The following is a 17,175-nucleotide window of genomic DNA, read 5'->3' as shown; positions in this document are numbered from 1 at the left end:
CATCTCTGCCGGCCTCCCTCACCAGCAAAGATCGTGAATCAGAAAAAGTCAGCCGTGGGAATCCCCAATCGATTCACCATCGTCGGAAACCGCTCTAGCCCGAATTTTTATTAAAACGCGGTGGCTACCCCCAATTCGCCTGCAAATCTTCGATAGTCATACAGTTGCACCGACGACACTCTGCGCTCGAAGGTCAGGCGCGCCAAGGGCACAATGGAACCGACCCGTAGCTGGCGAAATGTGCCGGTCAAACTGGCCACAAAATCGTTGTTCACCCGCCGCGTGAAAAACAGGGCCAACCGCTTGTCGGCCTCAATATGGTTATAGGACAGGCTAGCGGTGACAGTTGTCCGCCCAAACTCGCGGTACAGATACATATTGGCGCCGCCGCTGATCGTGGCGTAACCGGGGTCGTTGGCCCCCTGACGATTGACGGAAAGTTGCAGGCCGCCGCCCATACTGGCCGAAAAAGCCCGATCGACGCTGGTCGCGAGGCTGCCTACATACCCGCTTTCGAGCGCATTGCGACGGTTGTCCAGATAGGCCAGACTGGCATCGACCCGCAACTGGGTGCGTGGCCCTATGGCATGCTGCCAGTTGCCATTGGCTGCAATTGAAAAAGTAAAGGGTTTCGTGCCGTACCAGCGCCATGCTGGCCCGGCAGCCACACTCAGGCTGCCGCGGTTCGAAACCCACTCTGGGCCGATCTGCGGGGAAACGACAAAATCGTCAAACTGAGGTGATTTGTAGACCGTGGCACTCCCGGAAAGGCGCGCGAGCAGGTTGCTCTTGGCCCCCAACGGCAAGCGCACAAAACCCTGACCGCGAACCGATAGGCCGAGCCCTGAGCGGGCCTGCGCGTCAGGATCCAGCACGAAATTTCCGATGACCGTACCCAAAGTGCCCGAAGTCGTGGCTTGGTTGATATTGCTGTCCGGCGCCAGAGTGACCTCGAGGTTGCCGCCGGTTGGGCGGCGGGCGTTGAGCGCCTGCGCATAGAAGCGGATCATCCGTTCTACGTCTGGGGGCAGGCCACTTGCCTCGACAGCGCGCAATTCGCGCGCGGCATCGCCGATATTGCCGAGCAGCGCATGAATGCGAGCCAACTCCAGCCTGGCCCGGGCGGCGCGGGGCTTTTCGTCCAGGATGTGCCGTAATTCCAAGGCTGCGGCGCGATAGCGGTGTTGCTGATTGGCCAGCATAAGTGCCAGGCGAAACCGGGCTTCGCTCCGCAACTCGCCATCTGCATTGGTAGAAAGCGCACGATACGCCACTTCGGCGGTGGCATAATCACCACGGTCCCGCGCTGCATCAGCAAAGGCGAAAAGCTGGTTTGTGTTTAGTTCAACTTTGGCCGAGGTCTGCGCGGAAACTGGCGTACACACACTGGCTATCAAGAGACCAACGAAGGCGACAAACGAAATATTCCACAGTGAATACGGAGCCTGATCTTTGTGCAACATCATAGCTGCGTCAATGTCAGTATGTCGAAAATAACGCAACGCCAACATTGTCCCAAGAGCAGAGTTAACCCTCTCAATTTCAGTGACTAACTTGTTGACAGGCAGATGGTACATTGCAAAATGTTCATCCGTTCAATTTTTTGCCCATAGAGAGGCTCACCATGGCGAACCGGCATTTCTGGACCCAATGCGCACCGGCCGCACTCGCGATATTCGCCTTGTCCGGCTGCAGCGGCGTTGCTGCCACTGGCGGCGGCGTGGCCTCCGCACCGCCACCGCCCACCTACCCGACATTGGCATCAGGGACCGGCACATTGAGCACAACGGGCGTCGTCGAAAATTTCGATCGCAGCGCGGGCGCCGCAGTTCCGACCCTTCGCATATCTCCGGCCAATATCGAGATCAGCTATAATGCCTCAACCCAGACCTATTCGTTGAGTGGGGTTCTGAGTCCCCAGGGCGCCCGCCCGGATACCGCCAGTTATGGCCCTGCAGAATTGCAGGCCGCAGCACAGCGTCAGGGCTTTGGTTACGATGCAACAACCGTCGTCAACGGCGTGACTAACGTGAGCAGGCTGCAACTCGACGTGGCAATCCCACTGACCTATTCCAACATCGGTCTTTGGACCTTCGGCGTTACCCGGGCGGACGGCAGCCAGAGCTTCGCCAATGCCTATTTCAGTTACGGCGTGCAGACTTTGGCTAACGACATGCCAAGGACCGGAACGGCCAGCTATAATGTAAATATTTCCGGCACCGGCGGCGCGGCTCCTCTCGGCGGTAGCGGGGTGATCACGGCGAATTTTGGCGCTGCCAACCTATCAGTCGCTCTGTCGCCGACGATCGTTTTCGGCCCAACCAGAATCTCCCAGCTTGGGACGTTAACGGGAACCGGCCTGATTTCGTCAAATTCATTCGCTGCAGATATCGCCGGTGCTGGCTATACAGGCACAGCTAGAGGGCTGTTCTATGGCCCACAGGCGAGCGAAATTGGCGGTGCCTTCTCCTTTGCGGGACCGGGTTTAGGCGGCCCGGTTGGCGGCGCTTTTATCGGCAAACGCAACTGAGCAGTGCTTGCTCAAAGTGCCCGATTAATGGATCGGTATTTGATCGACCCTCATAAGCGATGGTTGAGTCCTATGCTCTCGGCGAAATGCGGCCAGCAGCAAACCCGCGCTGAACGGCATCGATTGATCGTTAGACGAAGGGAACGTCTGTCAGTCTCCGACCAAACCCAGCACTTCATCCACCCAGGCCGGCACCAGCGCGCTCGCCGCACCAAGCCGGGTCTCATGGAACAACCGGCTCCCCGCCGATGGCTCCAGGTTGAGTTCGAGTGTCTGCGCGCCATAGGCTCGCGCCGTCTGGACAAAGCCTGCCGCTGGATAAACACCGCCCGATGTGCCGATTGAAACGAACAAGGCGGCTTGTGCCAGCACTCGTTCAATTTGCTCCATCCGGTAGGGAATTTCGCCGAAAAAGACGATGTCGGGTCGCAGCGCTGCCTTCCCGCAGGCAGGGCATGCGCTGCTGGGCGGCAGCGTCCCGGTCCAGCTGTGCCGCGCGCCGCAAGCGGCACAGAGCGCTGATTGCAATTCGCCGTGCATGTGGAGCAGCCGCGTCGCCCCGGCGCGTTCGTGCAGATCATCGACATTTTGCGTCACGATCAACAACTCGCCCGGCCAGTCGGCATCAAGCCGCGCCAGCGCCTTGTGCGCTGCATTGGGCACAACGCCAGCAAGTGCGGCGCGGCGATCATCATAGAAACGGTGGACCAGCGCCGGATCACGCGCCAGCGCCTGGGGCGTACAGACATCCTCGACGCGGTGACCTTCCCAAAGCCCGCCCGGCCCGCGAAACGTCGCCAGGCCGCTTTCGGCGGAGATCCCAGCGCCGGTGAGAATCACGATTGTCGAATGGCGGTCCATGCGTGTTTGGTAGCTGGACTTACCCTTGAAGGCCATGCGCGCGATTTTTGGGAAATAGGGCAATAAGCCCCCTGTTTTCCTCTGCCGCTTTCTGCCATTTCGCAGGCCTGGCCGACGCGATTGATTCTGCAGCGCCTGGCGCGTGGCGGGTGTTTTTCGCAGTCCTCAACGAACGATAATCGGAGCATCTTGGTGACGGCGATCGGAATCTACGGCTGCGCAGGGCGCATGGGGCAGGCTATCGCGCTGATCTTGCCGGAATATGGTGCAGGGCTTGCTGGCGGTATCGATGCTGGTGAAGATCCGGCGCCGCTTGCTGGCCTGGCGGATGTGCTCGTTGATTTTACCGTGCCGGGCGCGTTGCCTGCTAACCTTGCCGCCGCGCGCAAGGCGGGGACACCGATTCTGATCGGCACCACCGGCATTACCCAGGCGCACCGGGCGATGATTGCCGAAGCGTCAGAGGAGATTGCGGTGCTGCAAACCGGCAATACCTCGCTCGGCGTGACGTTGCTCGCCCGGCTGGTGCGCGAAGCGGCCGCCCGGCTCGACATCAGCTGGGATATCGAAATTGTCGAAATGCATCACCGCGCCAAGGTGGATGCCCCATCAGGCACCTCACTGATGCTGGGCGAGGCTGCGGCGGCGGGCCGGGGCGTGGCACTGGGCGATGTCAGCGTGGTTGGGCGGGCGGGGCTTAGCGGCGATCGCGCGGAGGGCACGATTGGCATGGCCAGCCTGCGCGGCGGCACCGTCGCTGGCGATCATCAGGTGATCTTTGCCGGCAATGGCGAACGGATCGAGCTTGGCCACCGGGCGGAGGATCGCGCGATCTTTGCGCATGGCGCGGTTACAGCGGCACTGTGGCTGGCGGGCAAACCTGCCGGGCGCTATTCGATGGCTGAGGTGCTCGGGATTTGAAGAAGACCGATATCGTCGAATTTTACGCGCGGCTCGCTGCGGACAACCCGCACCCTGAAACTGAGCTTGAAGCGGGTAATGCCTATCAATTGCTGGTCGCCGTCGTGCTGTCTGCCCAGGCCACCGATATTGGCGTGAACAAGGCCACCCGCGCGCTGTTCCAGACGGTAAAAACGCCCGAAGCCATGGTCGCGTTGGGGGAGGCGGGTCTTAAGGATCACATCAAGACGATCGGCCTTTTCAATACCAAGGCGAAAAATGTCATCGCGCTTTCGGCGGCGCTGATCGCAGACCATGGCAGCCAGGTGCCACCAGACCGTGATGCGCTCGAAGCACTGCCGGGCGTCGGCCGCAAGACTGCCAATGTCGTGATGAACGTCGCTTTCGGTGCCGAAACCTTCGCCGTCGATACGCATATATTCCGGGTCGGCAATCGGACTGGCTTGGCACAGGGCAAGACGCCGCTGGCGGTTGAAGAAAAGCTAGACAAGGCAACGCCGCAGCCGTTCCGGCTTCATGCTCATCACTGGTTAATCCTGCACGGACGATATGTCTGCAAAGCGCGCAAGCCCGAATGCTGGCGGTGCGGGGTCAGTGATCTGTGCGCGTTCAAGGCAAAGACGGCCAAGGCCAAAACTGCTGTGGTCGGGAAACAGCCAATGCCGCTACCGCCTGCGCCGGAGCGTGAGGAGTAAACAGATGCGTCGCCCGATTTCCACCCTAGCGGCCACCGCGCTGACGATCGGTGCGGGGATGGCGCTGTGGATAAATCACAGCAGCGCCCGTGACCGGGTCCCGGTAGCGACGCCTGTTGGCAAGCCCGAATTCTGCATCCCGCATCGCCAGATCACTGAATCGCTTGTCCGCAGCGATTCGGTGATCGATTTCAAGATGCGCGGTGGCAAAGTCTATCGCGTGACCATCGATGGCGGCTGTCCGGGATTAGGGTTTGAGGGGCGCTTTGGCTATTCGACCTCGCTCGACAGGCTTTGTGCCAGCGACATCATCACCGTCCTTTATGTCAGCCCGATCGCCAGCGGCGCGCGCTGCGCGCTTGGGCCATTCCAGCCAGTGACGCTGGCGCCAGCCGAGAAATAGCGCTGCGGAAAAAATCTGGCCTTCTCGGTAGGGCTTTGCTAGGCGCTCAATTCCAGGCACCCGTAGCTCAGCTGGATAGAGCGCTGCCCTCCGAAGGCAGAGGCCACACGTTCGAATCGTGTCGGGTGCACCAGTTTTCCGCCGTTTGCGCTCCACCCGGTTTCGTGGACACCAAGATAAGGTGTTTTTGGAACCGGAGCGTGGTGCAACGATGGAGGTTCAGCCGGAACCTCGGCGATAGCGCAGCGCGCAGAAAAACAGGTCCTCTTGGCCAAATGCCGCCAGTCCAGCGATTGACCCATCACCATGAACCGCCAATGATCTGCCGATGATCGGGCGACCATCCCATGCGCCGCCTTCGATCCGCCCGACATTGCTGGCAGCGGCCACGGCGACGCCGCATTGACGCGCCAAGCTGCCATAGGCGCTGGGCCATTCGCCACCATAGGGCGTGATCACCTCGTCATGATCGTCCGGAACAGCCCATGCTGAGGGCGATAGAATGATTTCAGCGCCCATGGCCGCCAGCGCTGCGCCAATTTCGGGAATCAGCAGATCAGCACAGATGGCAATGCCAACTCGGCCGATCGATGTGTCAAAAACCTCCAGCTTGGCCCCGGTGGTGTAAAGCGATCGCGCAAAGTCCAGTTCGTTGATCTTGCGATGCTGGCCAATGATGGTCCCGTCGCGGTCGATCAGAATGGCGGCGTTGTAAATTTGGTCGCCAGCACGCTCGCTGAGTCCGGCCGTCAAGACGATGCCAGCGGCGCCGGCGCGCGCCGCAAGCAATGCCGCTCTGGGGCCGGGGATCGGTTCGGCACCTGACCGCGCGGCGTCGCTAGCCCAGCCGAAATCGAGGCATTCGGGGAGGACGAGCACCTCCGCGCCCGCCGCCGCTGCCGCATCGATGGCCGCCAGCGCCCGCCCGATATTATCGTCGGCCCTCCCCGGCTCGACAAGAATCTGGCCGAGCGCGACCCGGACGCAGCGGCCGTTCATTGGTTCATCGCCGAGGAAACAGGCCGACAAAGATAGACAGGCCCAACCGCTCGTCCCCAATGATCGCCGTTTGGCGGTCGATCGTCACGGGTGGTTTCCCTCGGCCCCCGACAGCCGGAGCACGCCGCCCCGCATCAGCGCGCGATAGGCGATCGTCCGGGTCAGAGGCTCGCCATTGATCACGCGGCCGTCCTTGCCCGGCGCGATCGCAAGCGTTTTGCCGTTCGGCAGGCTGACCGTTGCGTGCGCGACCAGCGGTTGCCCCAGCACAAAGTCGCCGCTCGTCGGGTTGACAGGGTAGAAGCCGAGCGTCGCGAAGATGTACCAGGCGCTCATCTGCCCGCAATCATCGTTGCCGACGATCCCGTCGGGGGTGTCCTTGTAAAAGCGTGTCGCGATTTCGCGGACCAGTTCGGGGCCGCGCTCAGGGCGGTCGGACCAGGCATAGAGCCAGGCGATGTGGTGGCTGGGTTCGTTGCCATGCGCATATTGGCCGATCAGCGCCTCCTGCCCAAGGAATTTCGATTCCTTGCCAGGAAGCGAGAAGAAAGAGTCGAGCATCGTTGTAAATGCCGCACGCCCGCCCATCGCCGCGACCAGGCCATCCACATCGTGCAGCGCGGGCGTCCAGCTATATTGCCAGGCATTGGCCTCGGTATAATCGCCAGGGTTGTTGAGTGGCGAGGTGGCGGTGAGCGGATCGAACGGCGTGCGCCAAGCACCGTTGCTGTCCTTTCCCCGCGCGAGCTTTGTTTCCGGGTCGATGAGCGCGCGATAGCCGTTGGCACGGGCGCCGAATCGTTTTGCGGACTCGGCGTCGCCCAGCATCGCCGCCATCTTCGCCGTGGCGGCGTCGCCGATCCCCGCCTCTAACGTGCGGGAGACAGCCTCATTCGATAGCTTGCCGGTCGGGTAATAGCCGTAGCGATCGAACAAGCTCCAGTCCGATTGAGCATGGTCGGTCGTGGATGTCGCGCGCATCGCAGAGAGCGCTTCCTGGCCATCAAACCCGCGAAATCCCTTGGCCCAGGCATCGGCGATTACGGGCAGCGCGGGATCGCCGATCATCGTGTTGGTCTCGCCACCCCAGATCGGCCAAAGCGGCAACGTGCCCGCGGCCTTGGCATGATCGAGCAGAGTCAGGACGAAGTCATCGACTCGCTCGGGGATCAGCAGTGTATAAAGGGGGTGCGCCGCGCGAAACGTATCCCACAAAGATAGCGTCGAATAATAATGGCGCCCGCGTGCCTTGGCGATCTGCCCGGTCGGCCCGCGATAGCGCCCGTCAGCGTCGGAGATGATGCTGGGCTGCAGGAACAGGTGATACAGCGCCGTGTAGAAAACCCGCTTGGTGCGCGCATCGGCATCGATACGGACGCGGCTGAGCAGCTTTTCCCATTCGGCATCGGCGGCACGCGCCACGGCGTCGAAATCCCAGCCCGGCAGCTCGGCAAAATTGGCACGCGCACCCGCGACATCGGTGGTCGACACCGCGACCTTTGCTTGCAGTACGGCGTGCTCACCCAGATCAAAGCCAAGCAGATAACGCGGCGCCTTGCTCGACGGCAAAGGGCGGACTTCGGCAACCGGATGGTCGAATTCCAGCGCGAAGGCGATCGTCCGCTTGGTCCAGTTGGTTGCGGTGATGCTGCCTTCGGCGCCGGTTGTCGTCGTGCGCACCGATGCCGTATCGACCGGCTCCTTGGTCAAGAAGCGCAGCCGGTGTTCGGTATCGACCAGCACCCACACGCGCCCGGCGCGGGCGAAACGATAGCGGTGGAGGGCGACACGCAGGCCGCAAGTGAGCTCCACCGACGCACCATTGTCGGCGAGCTTGACCGCATAATAGCCGGGCCGTGCGACTTCGCTCGCCTTGTCATAGTGACTGGCCAGATCGTCGCGCGGGTCGAGCACCGGCTGCAGCAGGATATCGCCGAGCTCGGGAATGCCAGTGCCGCTCGCGCGCGTCTGCGAAAACCCCATGATCTTCGGCGCGCGATACTGATAGCCGCTGGTGAAGTCCCAGCCGCTACCGGCATTGTCGGGACCAGGCTGAACCATGCCGAACGGACGGCTGGGCCCGGGAAAACAGTGCCCGGTGCCGTCCGTGCCGATGAACGGATCGACGAAACCGGTCAGTGCGCCCGGCACCGGCGCGCGCGCGAGTGCCGGCAGGGCAGGGATCGCCATTGCCGCGCCCAGCACGCTGCGGCGATCGATAATCATGCAGTGGCCCTACGATACAGCACCGGATTGCCGGGCGTCTCAATCACCGCACCGACGCTCGCACCCGCGCACCACTTCGCCCAATCCTCGCGTTGCTGGGCATTGGTCGGCTCGGCCAGCGTCATCTCGGCATCCATATAGATGACGGTCATCACTGATCGCGGTGTGGCCGATACATTCGGCCCGGCGCGGTGGAACAGCCATCCGGCATGAAAGCTGACATCGCCCAGGTCAAATGGCGCGTCGACAATCGGGTAGTCTTGCGCTTCCATCGCTGCGGTGATCGCCGCCTCGCTTTCGTCCGAGATTGGCAAGTCGCGACCGAGCGCGCTGTGGTGGCTGCCGGCGTAGAAGGCGAGCGGCCCCATCTCGCGCGGTACCGCCTGAAGCGGGATCCACGCGGTCACACAGCGATCGGTCGCCATCGGCCAATAATATTGGTCGGCATGCGCAGGCGTGATGCCACCGCCCGGCTCCTTGTAGAGCGATTGGTCATGATAGAGCCGCACGCCACCCACTTCCATCAGCTCAGCGGCGACCCGGGCGAGCGTCTTGCCGAAGACGAAGTCGCGCACGACCTGGCTTTCCTGCCATAGGTTCATGACCTGCAGAAAGGCGCGGTCATAGGTGGTGCGCTCGGCCAGCGGCAACGTTTGGGTGTTGAGCGCGATCGTCAGCCGGGTGATTTCGCGGCCATAGTGATCGAGCACCTCAGGCGGCAGCACTTGTTTGAGATGGACGAAGCCCTGCGCGCGGAAGGCGTCAATCGTGGCGCGGTCGAGCGGATAAGGGCGATCCAGATCGTTGGTGAGTGTCGTGGTCATGTCGGCAGAATAGGCCATCATCGTTCCCGTTCGAAGCGGCGCGACTGGCGGCCTTCGGGTGAAAAACTGTCAGGATGTTGTCTGTGGTTGGTCATTCGCCCGGCACCGCGAGCACAGCGCTGTTCGGCATGATCATTGTCGCAGTGGGATCAGCACCGATCGCGACCAGCGTTTGCCAGTCGGTCAGCAACCCGCCATCGATTGCTTCATCGCCGAGATTGAACACGCACCGCACGCGCTGCATGCCTGCCATCCGATCAAACGCCAGCAACGGCCCGCCGCTCTCCAGCAGCTCCAGCGCGCCATATCGAAGTGCTGGATGCGCACGCCGCAGCGCCAGTAAGCGCCGCGTCAGATGAAGCGTCGACGCGGGATCGCGCTCCTGCACCTCAACGGCAAGGGCCGCATGCTCGGCGCTGATTGGCAGCCAGGGTTCGCCGGTCGTGAAGCCAGCATGGGGTGCCCCATATGACCACGGCATCGGTGTGCGCGCGCCATCGCGGCCCAGCGTTAGCGGCCAGTTCTTGATCGCCTCAGGGTCGCGCAGCCGATCGAAAGGGATCGTTGCTTGCGGCAGGCCGAGCTCCTCGCCCTGATAGACAAAGGCATTGCCGCGCAGCGTTAGCAGCAACGCCATCGCCAGCCCGGCAGGCAGCGGCGCGCCCGTGGCTGATTGCCAGCGCGAGACCACTCGCGGCGCATCGTGATTGGAAAATGCCCAGGACGGCCAGCCCTCACCGGGGGCACCCGACCATTGCGCGAGCGCCGAGCGGACCAGATCGGCGGAGAGGCGCGGCGCCGACAGGAAGGCAAAGCTATAGGCGCTATGCAGCCGCTGATCATCGGCGGTATAGCTTTTCATCTCAGTTCGTGCCCATTCGCCGCCGATCTCGCCGACCAGAAACGCCTTGCCGCGCGCCTCGGTCAGCGCCCGCAACCGCCCAAGAAAGGGCAGGATTTCGGGCTGGGACTGATTGTGCAAATGACGCTGAAAATCGAACGGGCGGGTGCGCGCGCCTTGGGTCGGTGCCCGCGGGGGATTATCGCTCAGCGCGCGGTCATGCATCGCATAGTTGATCGCATCGAGCCTGAACCCATCAACGCCGCGATCAAGCCAGAAGGTCATCACGTCGAGCAGGGCTTTCTGCACCGCCGGATGATGGCCGTTCAGCTGCGGCTGTTCGGGCAGGAAATTGTGCATGTAATATTGTCGGCGGCCGGCATTCCACGTCCAGGCCGGGCCACCGAAGACCGATTGCCAGTTGTTGGGCGGTGATCCGTCGGCGCGCGGATCGGCCCAAACATACCAGTCGGCCTTGGGATCCGCCGCGCTCGATTGGCTCGCCGCGAACCACGGGTGCTGGTGGGACGTGTGCGAGAAAACGAGATCGACAAGCACCCGCAGGCCCAGTTCATGCGCCCGGGCGAGCAAGGCGTCGAAATCGGCCAGCGTGCCGAACATCGGGTCGACATCGCGATAGTCGGCGACGTCATAGCCATAGTCGCGCATCGGCGAGGTGAAAAAGGGGGATATCCATATCGCGTCCACGCCAAGCGAAGCGACATGGTCGAGCCGGGCCGTGATACCGGGCAGATCCCCCACGCCGTCGCCACGCGTATCGGCAAAACTTCGCGGATAGATCTGATAGATGACCGCGCCCCGCCACCATGGCGGCGCTTCGGCGCGGGAAACGGCGGCGGTCGTCATTCGGTATCCTCGTCCTACCGCGCTGTGGGGCGGTTGACGGTCATAATCACGCCGCCAGCTGCATTGTCTTGCGCAAGCGGACTGACGACAAAAAGCTGATAGTTTTTGGCAGAGGACATGGCAGTCTGCAGGCCGGACGGCGCGCGCATCGGTAGCTATCGTGTTGGCATCGCGTGGCCTGGCAATCGATCAGCGTCGCCATAGGGGAGTGGGAGTTTGATGGCGTCGGCTGCGCTGCAATCGGCCTATCGGCAAGACGGCTATGTGGTTGTGCCCGGCCTGCTGAGCGCCACTGAGATCGCAACGTTGCACGCAGAGACCGGCGCCGTGGCCGGTGAAGATGTCCTGGCGATTCATTTCCCGCACAAGCTATCTCCGGTGTTTCGCGCGACGATGCGCCATCCCGCGATCGTCGAGGTCCTCACCGCGCTGATCGGGCCCGACGTCAAAGCGATGCAGTCGATGCTGTTCGTCAAGCCAGCGGGCAAGCCGGGTCAGGCTTGGCACCAGGACGAGCATTTCCTGCCGACGCGTGACCGGTCTTTGTGCGGCGCGTGGATCGCGCTCGACGATGCGACGATCGACAATGGCTGCCTCTGGGCGCATCCGGGTTCGCACGCGCCGGGCATCCTCTATCCGATGCAGCCGCACGGCGAAGACCGTTTCGACGTCAGCGCGGAAGCCCAGGCCTTCCCCTATCCACGCGAAGGCGGCGTGCCGATCGAGCTGGCGGCGGGGGGCGTGGTGTTCTTCAACGGCTATCTGCTCCACCGATCCTTGCCCAACACGACCGCGGGCACGCGCCGGGCGCTGGTGATCCATTATATGAGCGCGGCGTCGCTGCTGCCGTGGAACCATGACGGCCACAGCCCGACCGAGGATTATCGCGACATTGATCTGATTGCGGGCACCGATCCTTATGCGTGGAAGGGGATCGCCGATCTGTCGCGCCCCTTCATCCGTGCCGAGGTCGCCGCCTGATGCTGGCCATGCAACGTGACCGGACGCCGGCCTTTTATCTGCTGATCAGCCTGCCCGCGACCGCGATGGGCTTCGCGCTGTCGGTCCAGATTTCGGTGCTGAGCTGGATGCTGGCGACCCGTTATGGCCTGAAGATCGACGAAATCGGGCTGGTCTGGGCGGCGGGGCCGCTCGCCGGGATCGTCGGGCAGGTGCTGGTCGGGGGCTTGAGCGACCGGATCTGGGTGTGGGGCGGTCGGAGACGCGTGTTCATCATCGGCGGTGGGGCGATGGCGGCGCTGGCGATGTTGCTGCTGCCGCAGATCGGGGCGATCGCGCATGGGCTTGGGCTGCCCGGCGTGTTCGGCGTGGCGATCACCGTGGCGCTGGCGCTCGACCTGGCCGTCAATGTCGGATTCAACCCGACCCGCGCGCTGATCGCCGATGTCACGCATGAGGGCGCGGAGCGGACGCGCGCCTATAGCTGGATGCAGGTCGTATCGGGCAGCTTCGGGGTCGGCGCTTATGCGGTCGGCGCGATCTTCGGCAATGATGTGCTGATCTATGTCGCGGTTGCGCTGGTGATGGCATTCGGTGTGGTGCCGTCGCTGTTGATTGCCGAGCCCCGCCCGGAGGCACCGACCGCCGCGTCTCCTGCCACCAGCCGCAGCCTTTCGCTGCCAACGATCGCCTGGACGCTGTCGCCGATCTGGGCCTTGCTGGTCTATGATCTTTATGGGCTCAGTGCGCGCGTGCTTGGGTTGGCTGAAACCGGCTATGCGGCCGAAGCACTGTGCGCTGCCGCGACGCTGGGGCTCGTCGTCCACGCCTTCATCGCCCGGCCCGATGGCGACAGCGCGTTTCGCCGCACGGTCGCCGCCAGCGCGTTGTGCTGGCTCGGCGTGCAGCCGATCTTCGTCTATATGGTCAGCTTTCTGCAGCAGCGGATGCCGATGCTCGATGCCGCCGCGCTTGGCCAAACAACGTCGATCGCCTTTCTCGCGCTCAATGCCGTCGCCGCCGTCGCGCCGATCGGTCTCGGCGCAGTCGCTCGGCGTTTTGGCCCTATCCCTGTGCATGTCGCAGCGGTTGCGCTGATGGCGGCGGGTTGCTTTGGCGTCTGGCTGTTCGCGCAGTCACCTTGGCATCTTTATGTCCTGATGGCGGTCTGCGGGATCGGCTGGGGATCGATCGTCAGCCTGCCGTTTGCGATCATGTCAGAACGCGTCGATGCCACGCAAATGGGCCTGTTCATGGGCCTTTTCAATTTGTCGGTGGTGCTTCCCCAGCTCGTCACCAGCCTGGGCATTGGACGGTTCGTCGCAGTCGTCGATGACAAGGGGCTGGTGTTCGCGCTGTCGGGCGGATTTCTGGCGCTATCGGCATTGCTCTGGTTTTTCACGCGTGGCGCGCGCGTGCCATGATGAGGAGGATATCGCCTGTGAAATCGACCCTGATCGCCCTTGCCGCCTTGCTCGCTGCGGCGATTGCGCCGCCGGCTATTGCCGCCCCGCGTCCCGCACCGGTGGCAGTCGATCCGCTCGACGATGCCGTGGTCTACCACATATTCCAGCGCAGCTTCCGCGACAGCAATGGCGATGGGCACGGCGACTTGAACGGCATCACCGCCAGCCTGCCCTATCTGCAATCATTGGGGGTCACGGCGATCCTGCTGACCCCGCTTTATCCCAGCCGCGTCTATCACAATTATTTCGCGACGAGCTTCGAGGGGATCGACCCGGCCTATGGCACAATCGACGATTTTCGCCGGCTGGTCGCTGAGCTGCACAAGCGGGGCATGAAGATCTTCCTCGACATGGAATTTCAATATCTGGCTGAGGGGCACCCGTGGTGGACCGCTGCGCTTGCGGATCGTGCGTCGCCCTATGCCGATTACATGCTGTGGGACGACCGCGCGAAGGGCGTCGCCGAGGAAGGACCATTCGGGCTGCGCGAGATCATCAATTTCAACAAGGATACCCACGGCGTGACGACGGTCGCAATGAAGGCGCCCGTCGTGCGCGCCTATTTCGATCGTTACCTCCACGACTGGGTCGATCCCAACCGTGATGGCAAGGTGGACGACGGCGTCGATGGATTCCGGCTCGATCACATGATGGACGATCTCGATTCGAAGGGGCTGTTGACCGACCTGTTCACTGAATTCTGGAAGCCCGCCTTTGACAAGCTGCGCCGCGTGAACCCGCAACTGGTATTCGTTGCTGAACAGGCCGAATGGGCGGATTATGGCGAGGGCTATCTGAAGCGCGCCGATACCAGCGCGGTCTTTGCCTTTCGCATTCACGAAGCGATCCGCAAATTTGACAAGGCCGCCTTGGTTGCGGCGATCGACCGCACCGCTGCGATCACCCCGCCCGGCAAGCACCAGTTCGTGTTCGCCGAAAACCATGACGTCAGCCGAATTGCCTCCGACCCCGAGATTACCCCTGAAAAATTGCGCACGGCGGCAGCGCTGGCGTTTTTCCTCAAAGGCACGCCGATCCTGTATTACGGCCAGGAACTCGGCACGCGCGGCGCGATCGACAAGGGCTATGACAGCGATGAGAGCGGCATTCCGGTGCGTGAGGCGTTCAAATGGGCGGCGGTCGATGCCGCCCCCGGCCAGGCAATTTGGTATCGGCGGCCCGGCGAGCGCTTCTGGGACCAGCGTTATGCCCGCGATTATGATCGCGTCTCGGTCGAGGAGCAGACCGGCCAGCCGGGATCGCTGCTGACGCGCTATCGCGCATTGGCTGCGCTGCGCCGTGCCCATCCGGCGTTGCGCACCGGAACTCAGCGCGTGCTCGATAGTGCGCCCGGGCTGCTCGTGGTTGAGCGCAGCGGCAGCGGTGAGCGGTTCGTGATCGTGTCCAATTTGACCTCGGCGGTTAAGCGCTACGACGGGCCCGGCGCGGGTTCGCCGGACATGATCGGTGGCGGCACGGCGAGCCTGCACCCATGGCAGACCATCCTGTTGCGCTTGCCATACACTGGCGACTGACTTGTCGCGCTTCGCGCAAACTGTCATGAATTTGCGTGATGGTGATGCAACCAATCTGCGAACCGGTCGATTTGCCGCTCGGCCTGACAGCGCTGGTGGCGCAAGTCGCCATGGCGGCCGGGTCGCCCCCGCCCGCACGGTTGCTGCATTTTCATGATGTTGCCGAAATCGTGCTGTTCGGTAACACGCACGGACGCCTGTTTTGCGCAGGCGAGAGCTTCGCGATCCGGCCCAGTTCGGTCGTGTTCGTCCCCAGCATGTGCTATCATGATTATCTCTTTGATGACGGGCCGAAACACTGGACGCTGATTCAGATCGAGCCTTATCTGGTCGAACAATTGGCCCGACAGGGCGATGGTGCCACGCTCGCGCGCCCGCTTTGCGTTGATCCCGACAACGCAAGCGGGGGGCGATTGCACATGCTCGCCGAATGGCTGGCGGAAACCGCGCGCACCAATGCGGCCGATCCCATAATCGACCGGATCGTTGGCTTGATCCTCAGCGCGCTGGTGCGCCTGCCGACCGTTGCTGGGGAGCCGAGTGCGGACACGGCAAGCCATTTGTCGCGCTTTCTGCCGGTGGTCGAACGGCTGCGTCAGGCCCCTGGCGGGCGACTGACGCTCGGCGAGGCGGCCACGCTGTGCCACGTGTCGCCCGCCTATTTCTCGCGACGTTTTGCGGCGGTGTTCGGCTGTGGCTTTGCCGATTATGTAACGTCTTACCGCTTGCACGTTGCCTCTCGCCGGATCGCGACGACGGCAACGCCCTTGTCAGAGATTGGCTATGATCTCGGCTTTTCATCGCATTCGCACTTCACCGCGCGTTTTCGCGAGCGCTTCGGAATCGCCCCACGCGAGTATCGCAAACGCCTGGCGCGCGCCTTGGCTTAGAGTCCGATGACTTTGGATTGGTCCAACCCAAACCCCGTTCGCCCTGAGCGAAGTCGAAGGGCATGCGAAGCGCGTGGGCTTCGACGTCCGCCATATTGGCCGAAGTTTATCTTGAGCGCCTGCCTTGCAGGCAGTCGAAGGGCTCAGCGCGAACGGGTATGGGGTTTAAGCGACCTAACGTCATCATGCTCTAGCAAGCTTTGAGGGCCCAACCACCCAAGTTTCTCACCGATTGACACATCAAATCTATATAGGTAGAGTTTGATCATGGTACGTCGCGCGCATTCATCCCGCCAAGCTCTTTTGGTCCTTGAAGCTCTGTTGGCTCGGCCAGACCAATGGCGGCACGGCTATGATCTGCTTCAAGAGACGCAGCTCAAGTCCGGCACACTCTACCCGTTGCTGATGCGCTTGGCTGATGACGGACTTCTCGAATCCGAATGGCGCGCACCCGTTCCGCCTGCCCGTGCGCCGCGTCATGCCTATCGGCTCACCCCCGCAGGGTGCGCCTTTGGCCAGGCGCTGCGCCTCCGCACCGATGGGCGCGGGCTTGGTCTGGTCGGGGTGACGGGATGAACACTGATCGTCGCGCTTTGGCCTACACGCTCATCGGCTGGTGCGCTGCGCTGCTGCCTGCGGGTCGCGCCTCCTGGGCCGCTGCGATGAAGGCCGAACTGAGCGCTATTGGGGACGGGGATGCCGCCCTCTCATTCGCCGCTGGCTGTGTCTGGGGCGCTATCAAGGAAAGGACGTTGACGATGAACTTCGCTGTGCAATCGGTTCGGTTCGCCACGATCTTGGGGATGGTGGCGCTTGCCCTCATCGCTGCCACGACAGCGGGACGCATGGCGAATGTCCAGGCGCCGAGCGCTCTGGTTTTCGGCCTGACATCCGCGCTATTCGCGACGGGGGCAGTCTGGAGCTACCTGCGGGGACCTCTGGCGTTGGTGCAGGCCGCCAGCTCGATGATCCCCTTTTACATCATCGCCTATGCCTTTGTGTTGTCGCAGAAAGGCATTGCCCCCGAATGGGCAAACGCAAGGCTGTATGAGGCTCTCGCCGTCGAAGGCATTGTGATCTGGGCCGCCCTCTTGGCTGGCGGCATCTTCATGCTCCGCGGTGGAACGCTCTCCTTCAATACACGGAAGTGAATTGGG

Annotated in this window: 16 protein-coding genes and 1 tRNA gene; 11 read left to right on the top strand and 6 right to left on the bottom strand. The window is 62.7% G+C overall.

Annotation, left to right across the window (positions count from 1 at the left end):
- Positions 1–110: 110 nt before the first annotated feature.
- A complete protein-coding gene (locus B7Y43_RS17550; RefSeq protein WP_374132973.1) occupies positions 111–1,577 on the bottom strand; it encodes a porin family protein in 1,467 nt (488 codons plus the stop codon).
- Between B7Y43_RS17550 and B7Y43_RS17545 the strand changes: the two genes are divergently transcribed.
- Entirely contained in the window at positions 1,577–2,530 is a 954-nt protein-coding gene (locus B7Y43_RS17545) for a transferrin-binding protein-like solute binding protein (protein WP_374132972.1), read from the top strand. The two genes, B7Y43_RS17550 and B7Y43_RS17545, sit on opposite strands and share 1 nt — an antisense overlap.
- 150 nt (positions 2,531–2,680) lie before the next feature.
- Here B7Y43_RS17545 and B7Y43_RS17540 read toward each other — a convergent pair whose 3' ends face one another.
- Positions 2,681–3,391: an NAD-dependent deacylase gene (locus B7Y43_RS17540; protein WP_374132975.1), complete on the bottom strand. Its 711-nt coding sequence runs from the start codon at positions 3,389–3,391 to the stop codon at positions 2,681–2,683.
- 192 nt (positions 3,392–3,583) lie between these two features.
- Here B7Y43_RS17540 and dapB point away from each other — a divergent pair, with 192 nt between their 5' ends.
- The 4 genes from dapB to B7Y43_RS17520 all read left to right on the top strand — a co-directional run bounded on the left by dapB (position 3,584) and on the right by B7Y43_RS17520 (position 5,543).
- Entirely contained in the window at positions 3,584–4,312 is a 729-nt protein-coding gene (gene dapB, locus B7Y43_RS17535) for a 4-hydroxy-tetrahydrodipicolinate reductase (protein ID WP_374132971.1), read from the top strand.
- Positions 4,309–5,007 carry an endonuclease III gene (gene nth / locus B7Y43_RS17530; protein ID WP_374132970.1) on the top strand — a complete coding sequence of 233 codons (699 nt, stop codon included), beginning with the start codon at positions 4,309–4,311 and terminating at the stop codon, positions 5,005–5,007. The genes dapB and nth overlap by 4 nt, the downstream gene beginning before the upstream one ends.
- Positions 5,008–5,011: 4 nt before the next feature.
- Entirely contained in the window at positions 5,012–5,410 is a 399-nt protein-coding gene (locus B7Y43_RS17525) for a hypothetical protein (protein ID WP_374132969.1), read from the top strand.
- Positions 5,411–5,466: 56 nt separating this feature from the next.
- Positions 5,467–5,543, top strand: a tRNA-Arg gene (locus B7Y43_RS17520).
- Positions 5,544–5,629: 86 nt separating this feature from the next.
- Here B7Y43_RS17520 and B7Y43_RS17515 read toward each other — a convergent pair.
- From B7Y43_RS17515 to B7Y43_RS17500, 4 genes are all read right to left on the bottom strand, one after another.
- On the bottom strand, positions 5,630–6,409 hold the full coding sequence (locus B7Y43_RS17515; RefSeq protein ID WP_374132968.1) for a carbon-nitrogen hydrolase family protein: 780 nt from the start codon (positions 6,407–6,409) through the stop codon (positions 5,630–5,632).
- Between the two features lie 84 nt (positions 6,410–6,493).
- The gene (locus B7Y43_RS17510) at positions 6,494–8,635 is read right to left on the bottom strand and encodes a GH92 family glycosyl hydrolase (RefSeq protein WP_374132967.1); all 2,142 of its coding nucleotides are present in this window, start codon (positions 8,633–8,635) and stop codon (positions 6,494–6,496) included.
- Positions 8,632–9,480: a phytanoyl-CoA dioxygenase family protein gene (locus B7Y43_RS17505; protein ID WP_374132966.1), complete on the bottom strand. Its 849-nt coding sequence runs from the start codon at positions 9,478–9,480 to the stop codon at positions 8,632–8,634. Before B7Y43_RS17505 ends, B7Y43_RS17510 begins: the two co-directional genes overlap by 4 nt.
- Positions 9,481–9,550: 70 nt before the next feature.
- Positions 9,551–11,167 carry an alpha-amylase family glycosyl hydrolase gene (locus tag B7Y43_RS17500; protein ID WP_374132965.1) on the bottom strand — a complete coding sequence of 539 codons (1,617 nt, stop codon included), beginning with the start codon at positions 11,165–11,167 and terminating at the stop codon, positions 9,551–9,553.
- Positions 11,168–11,386: 219 nt separating this feature from the next.
- On the opposite strand from B7Y43_RS17500, the gene B7Y43_RS17495 reads away from it, so the two are divergent.
- The 6 genes from B7Y43_RS17495 to B7Y43_RS17470 all read left to right on the top strand — a co-directional run bounded on the left by B7Y43_RS17495 (position 11,387) and on the right by B7Y43_RS17470 (position 17,169).
- Positions 11,387–12,148 carry a phytanoyl-CoA dioxygenase family protein gene (locus tag B7Y43_RS17495; RefSeq protein ID WP_374132964.1) on the top strand — a complete coding sequence of 254 codons (762 nt, stop codon included), beginning with the start codon at positions 11,387–11,389 and terminating at the stop codon, positions 12,146–12,148.
- Positions 12,148–13,551, top strand: a complete 1,404-nt coding sequence (locus tag B7Y43_RS17490; RefSeq protein ID WP_374132963.1) for an MFS transporter — start codon at positions 12,148–12,150, stop codon at positions 13,549–13,551. Before B7Y43_RS17495 ends, B7Y43_RS17490 begins: the two co-directional genes overlap by 1 nt.
- Positions 13,552–13,568: 17 nt before the next feature.
- On the top strand, positions 13,569–15,128 hold the full coding sequence (locus tag B7Y43_RS17485) for an alpha-amylase family glycosyl hydrolase (protein WP_374132962.1): 1,560 nt from the start codon (positions 13,569–13,571) through the stop codon (positions 15,126–15,128).
- A gap of 38 nt (positions 15,129–15,166) precedes the next feature.
- Positions 15,167–16,018 carry an AraC family transcriptional regulator gene (locus tag B7Y43_RS17480; RefSeq protein ID WP_374132961.1) on the top strand — a complete coding sequence of 284 codons (852 nt, stop codon included), beginning with the start codon at positions 15,167–15,169 and terminating at the stop codon, positions 16,016–16,018.
- Between the two features lie 321 nt (positions 16,019–16,339).
- On the top strand, positions 16,340–16,594 hold the full coding sequence (locus B7Y43_RS17475; RefSeq protein ID WP_374132960.1) for a PadR family transcriptional regulator: 255 nt from the start codon (positions 16,340–16,342) through the stop codon (positions 16,592–16,594).
- A gap of 86 nt (positions 16,595–16,680) precedes the next feature.
- On the top strand, positions 16,681–17,169 hold the full coding sequence (locus B7Y43_RS17470; RefSeq protein WP_374132959.1) for a hypothetical protein: 489 nt from the start codon (positions 16,681–16,683) through the stop codon (positions 17,167–17,169).
- Positions 17,170–17,175 lie beyond the last annotated feature (6 nt).

The sequence above is a fragment of the Sphingomonas sp. 28-62-20 genome (assembly GCF_002281505.1).
Note: the sequence above shows the minus strand (reverse complement) of the source record. Positions and strands in the feature narration are given on the sequence as shown.

Bases quoted from the DNA above. Each gene is read 5' to 3' on its own strand.
- B7Y43_RS17550 (WP_374132973.1), bottom strand. From the start codon at position 1,577: ATGTACCATCTGCCTGTCAACAAGTTAGTCACTGAAATTGAGAGGGTT.
- B7Y43_RS17510 (WP_374132967.1), bottom strand. From the start codon at position 8,635: ATGATTATCGATCGCCGCAGCGTGCTGGGCGCGGCAATGGCGATCCCT.
- B7Y43_RS17515 (WP_374132968.1), bottom strand. From the start codon at position 6,409: ATGAACGGCCGCTGCGTCCGGGTCGCGCTCGGCCAGATTCTTGTCGAG.
- B7Y43_RS17495 (WP_374132964.1), top strand. From the start codon at position 11,387: ATGGCGTCGGCTGCGCTGCAATCGGCCTATCGGCAAGACGGCTATGTG.
- B7Y43_RS17490 (WP_374132963.1), top strand. From the start codon at position 12,148: ATGCTGGCCATGCAACGTGACCGGACGCCGGCCTTTTATCTGCTGATC.
- B7Y43_RS17540 (WP_374132975.1), bottom strand. From the start codon at position 3,391: ATGGACCGCCATTCGACAATCGTGATTCTCACCGGCGCTGGGATCTCC.
- B7Y43_RS17525 (WP_374132969.1), top strand. From the start codon at position 5,012: ATGCGTCGCCCGATTTCCACCCTAGCGGCCACCGCGCTGACGATCGGT.
- B7Y43_RS17505 (WP_374132966.1), bottom strand. From the start codon at position 9,480: ATGATGGCCTATTCTGCCGACATGACCACGACACTCACCAACGATCTG.
- B7Y43_RS17470 (WP_374132959.1), top strand. From the start codon at position 16,681: ATGAAGGCCGAACTGAGCGCTATTGGGGACGGGGATGCCGCCCTCTCA.
- B7Y43_RS17500 (WP_374132965.1), bottom strand. From the start codon at position 11,167: ATGACGACCGCCGCCGTTTCCCGCGCCGAAGCGCCGCCATGGTGGCGG.
- B7Y43_RS17480 (WP_374132961.1), top strand. From the start codon at position 15,167: ATGGTGATGCAACCAATCTGCGAACCGGTCGATTTGCCGCTCGGCCTG.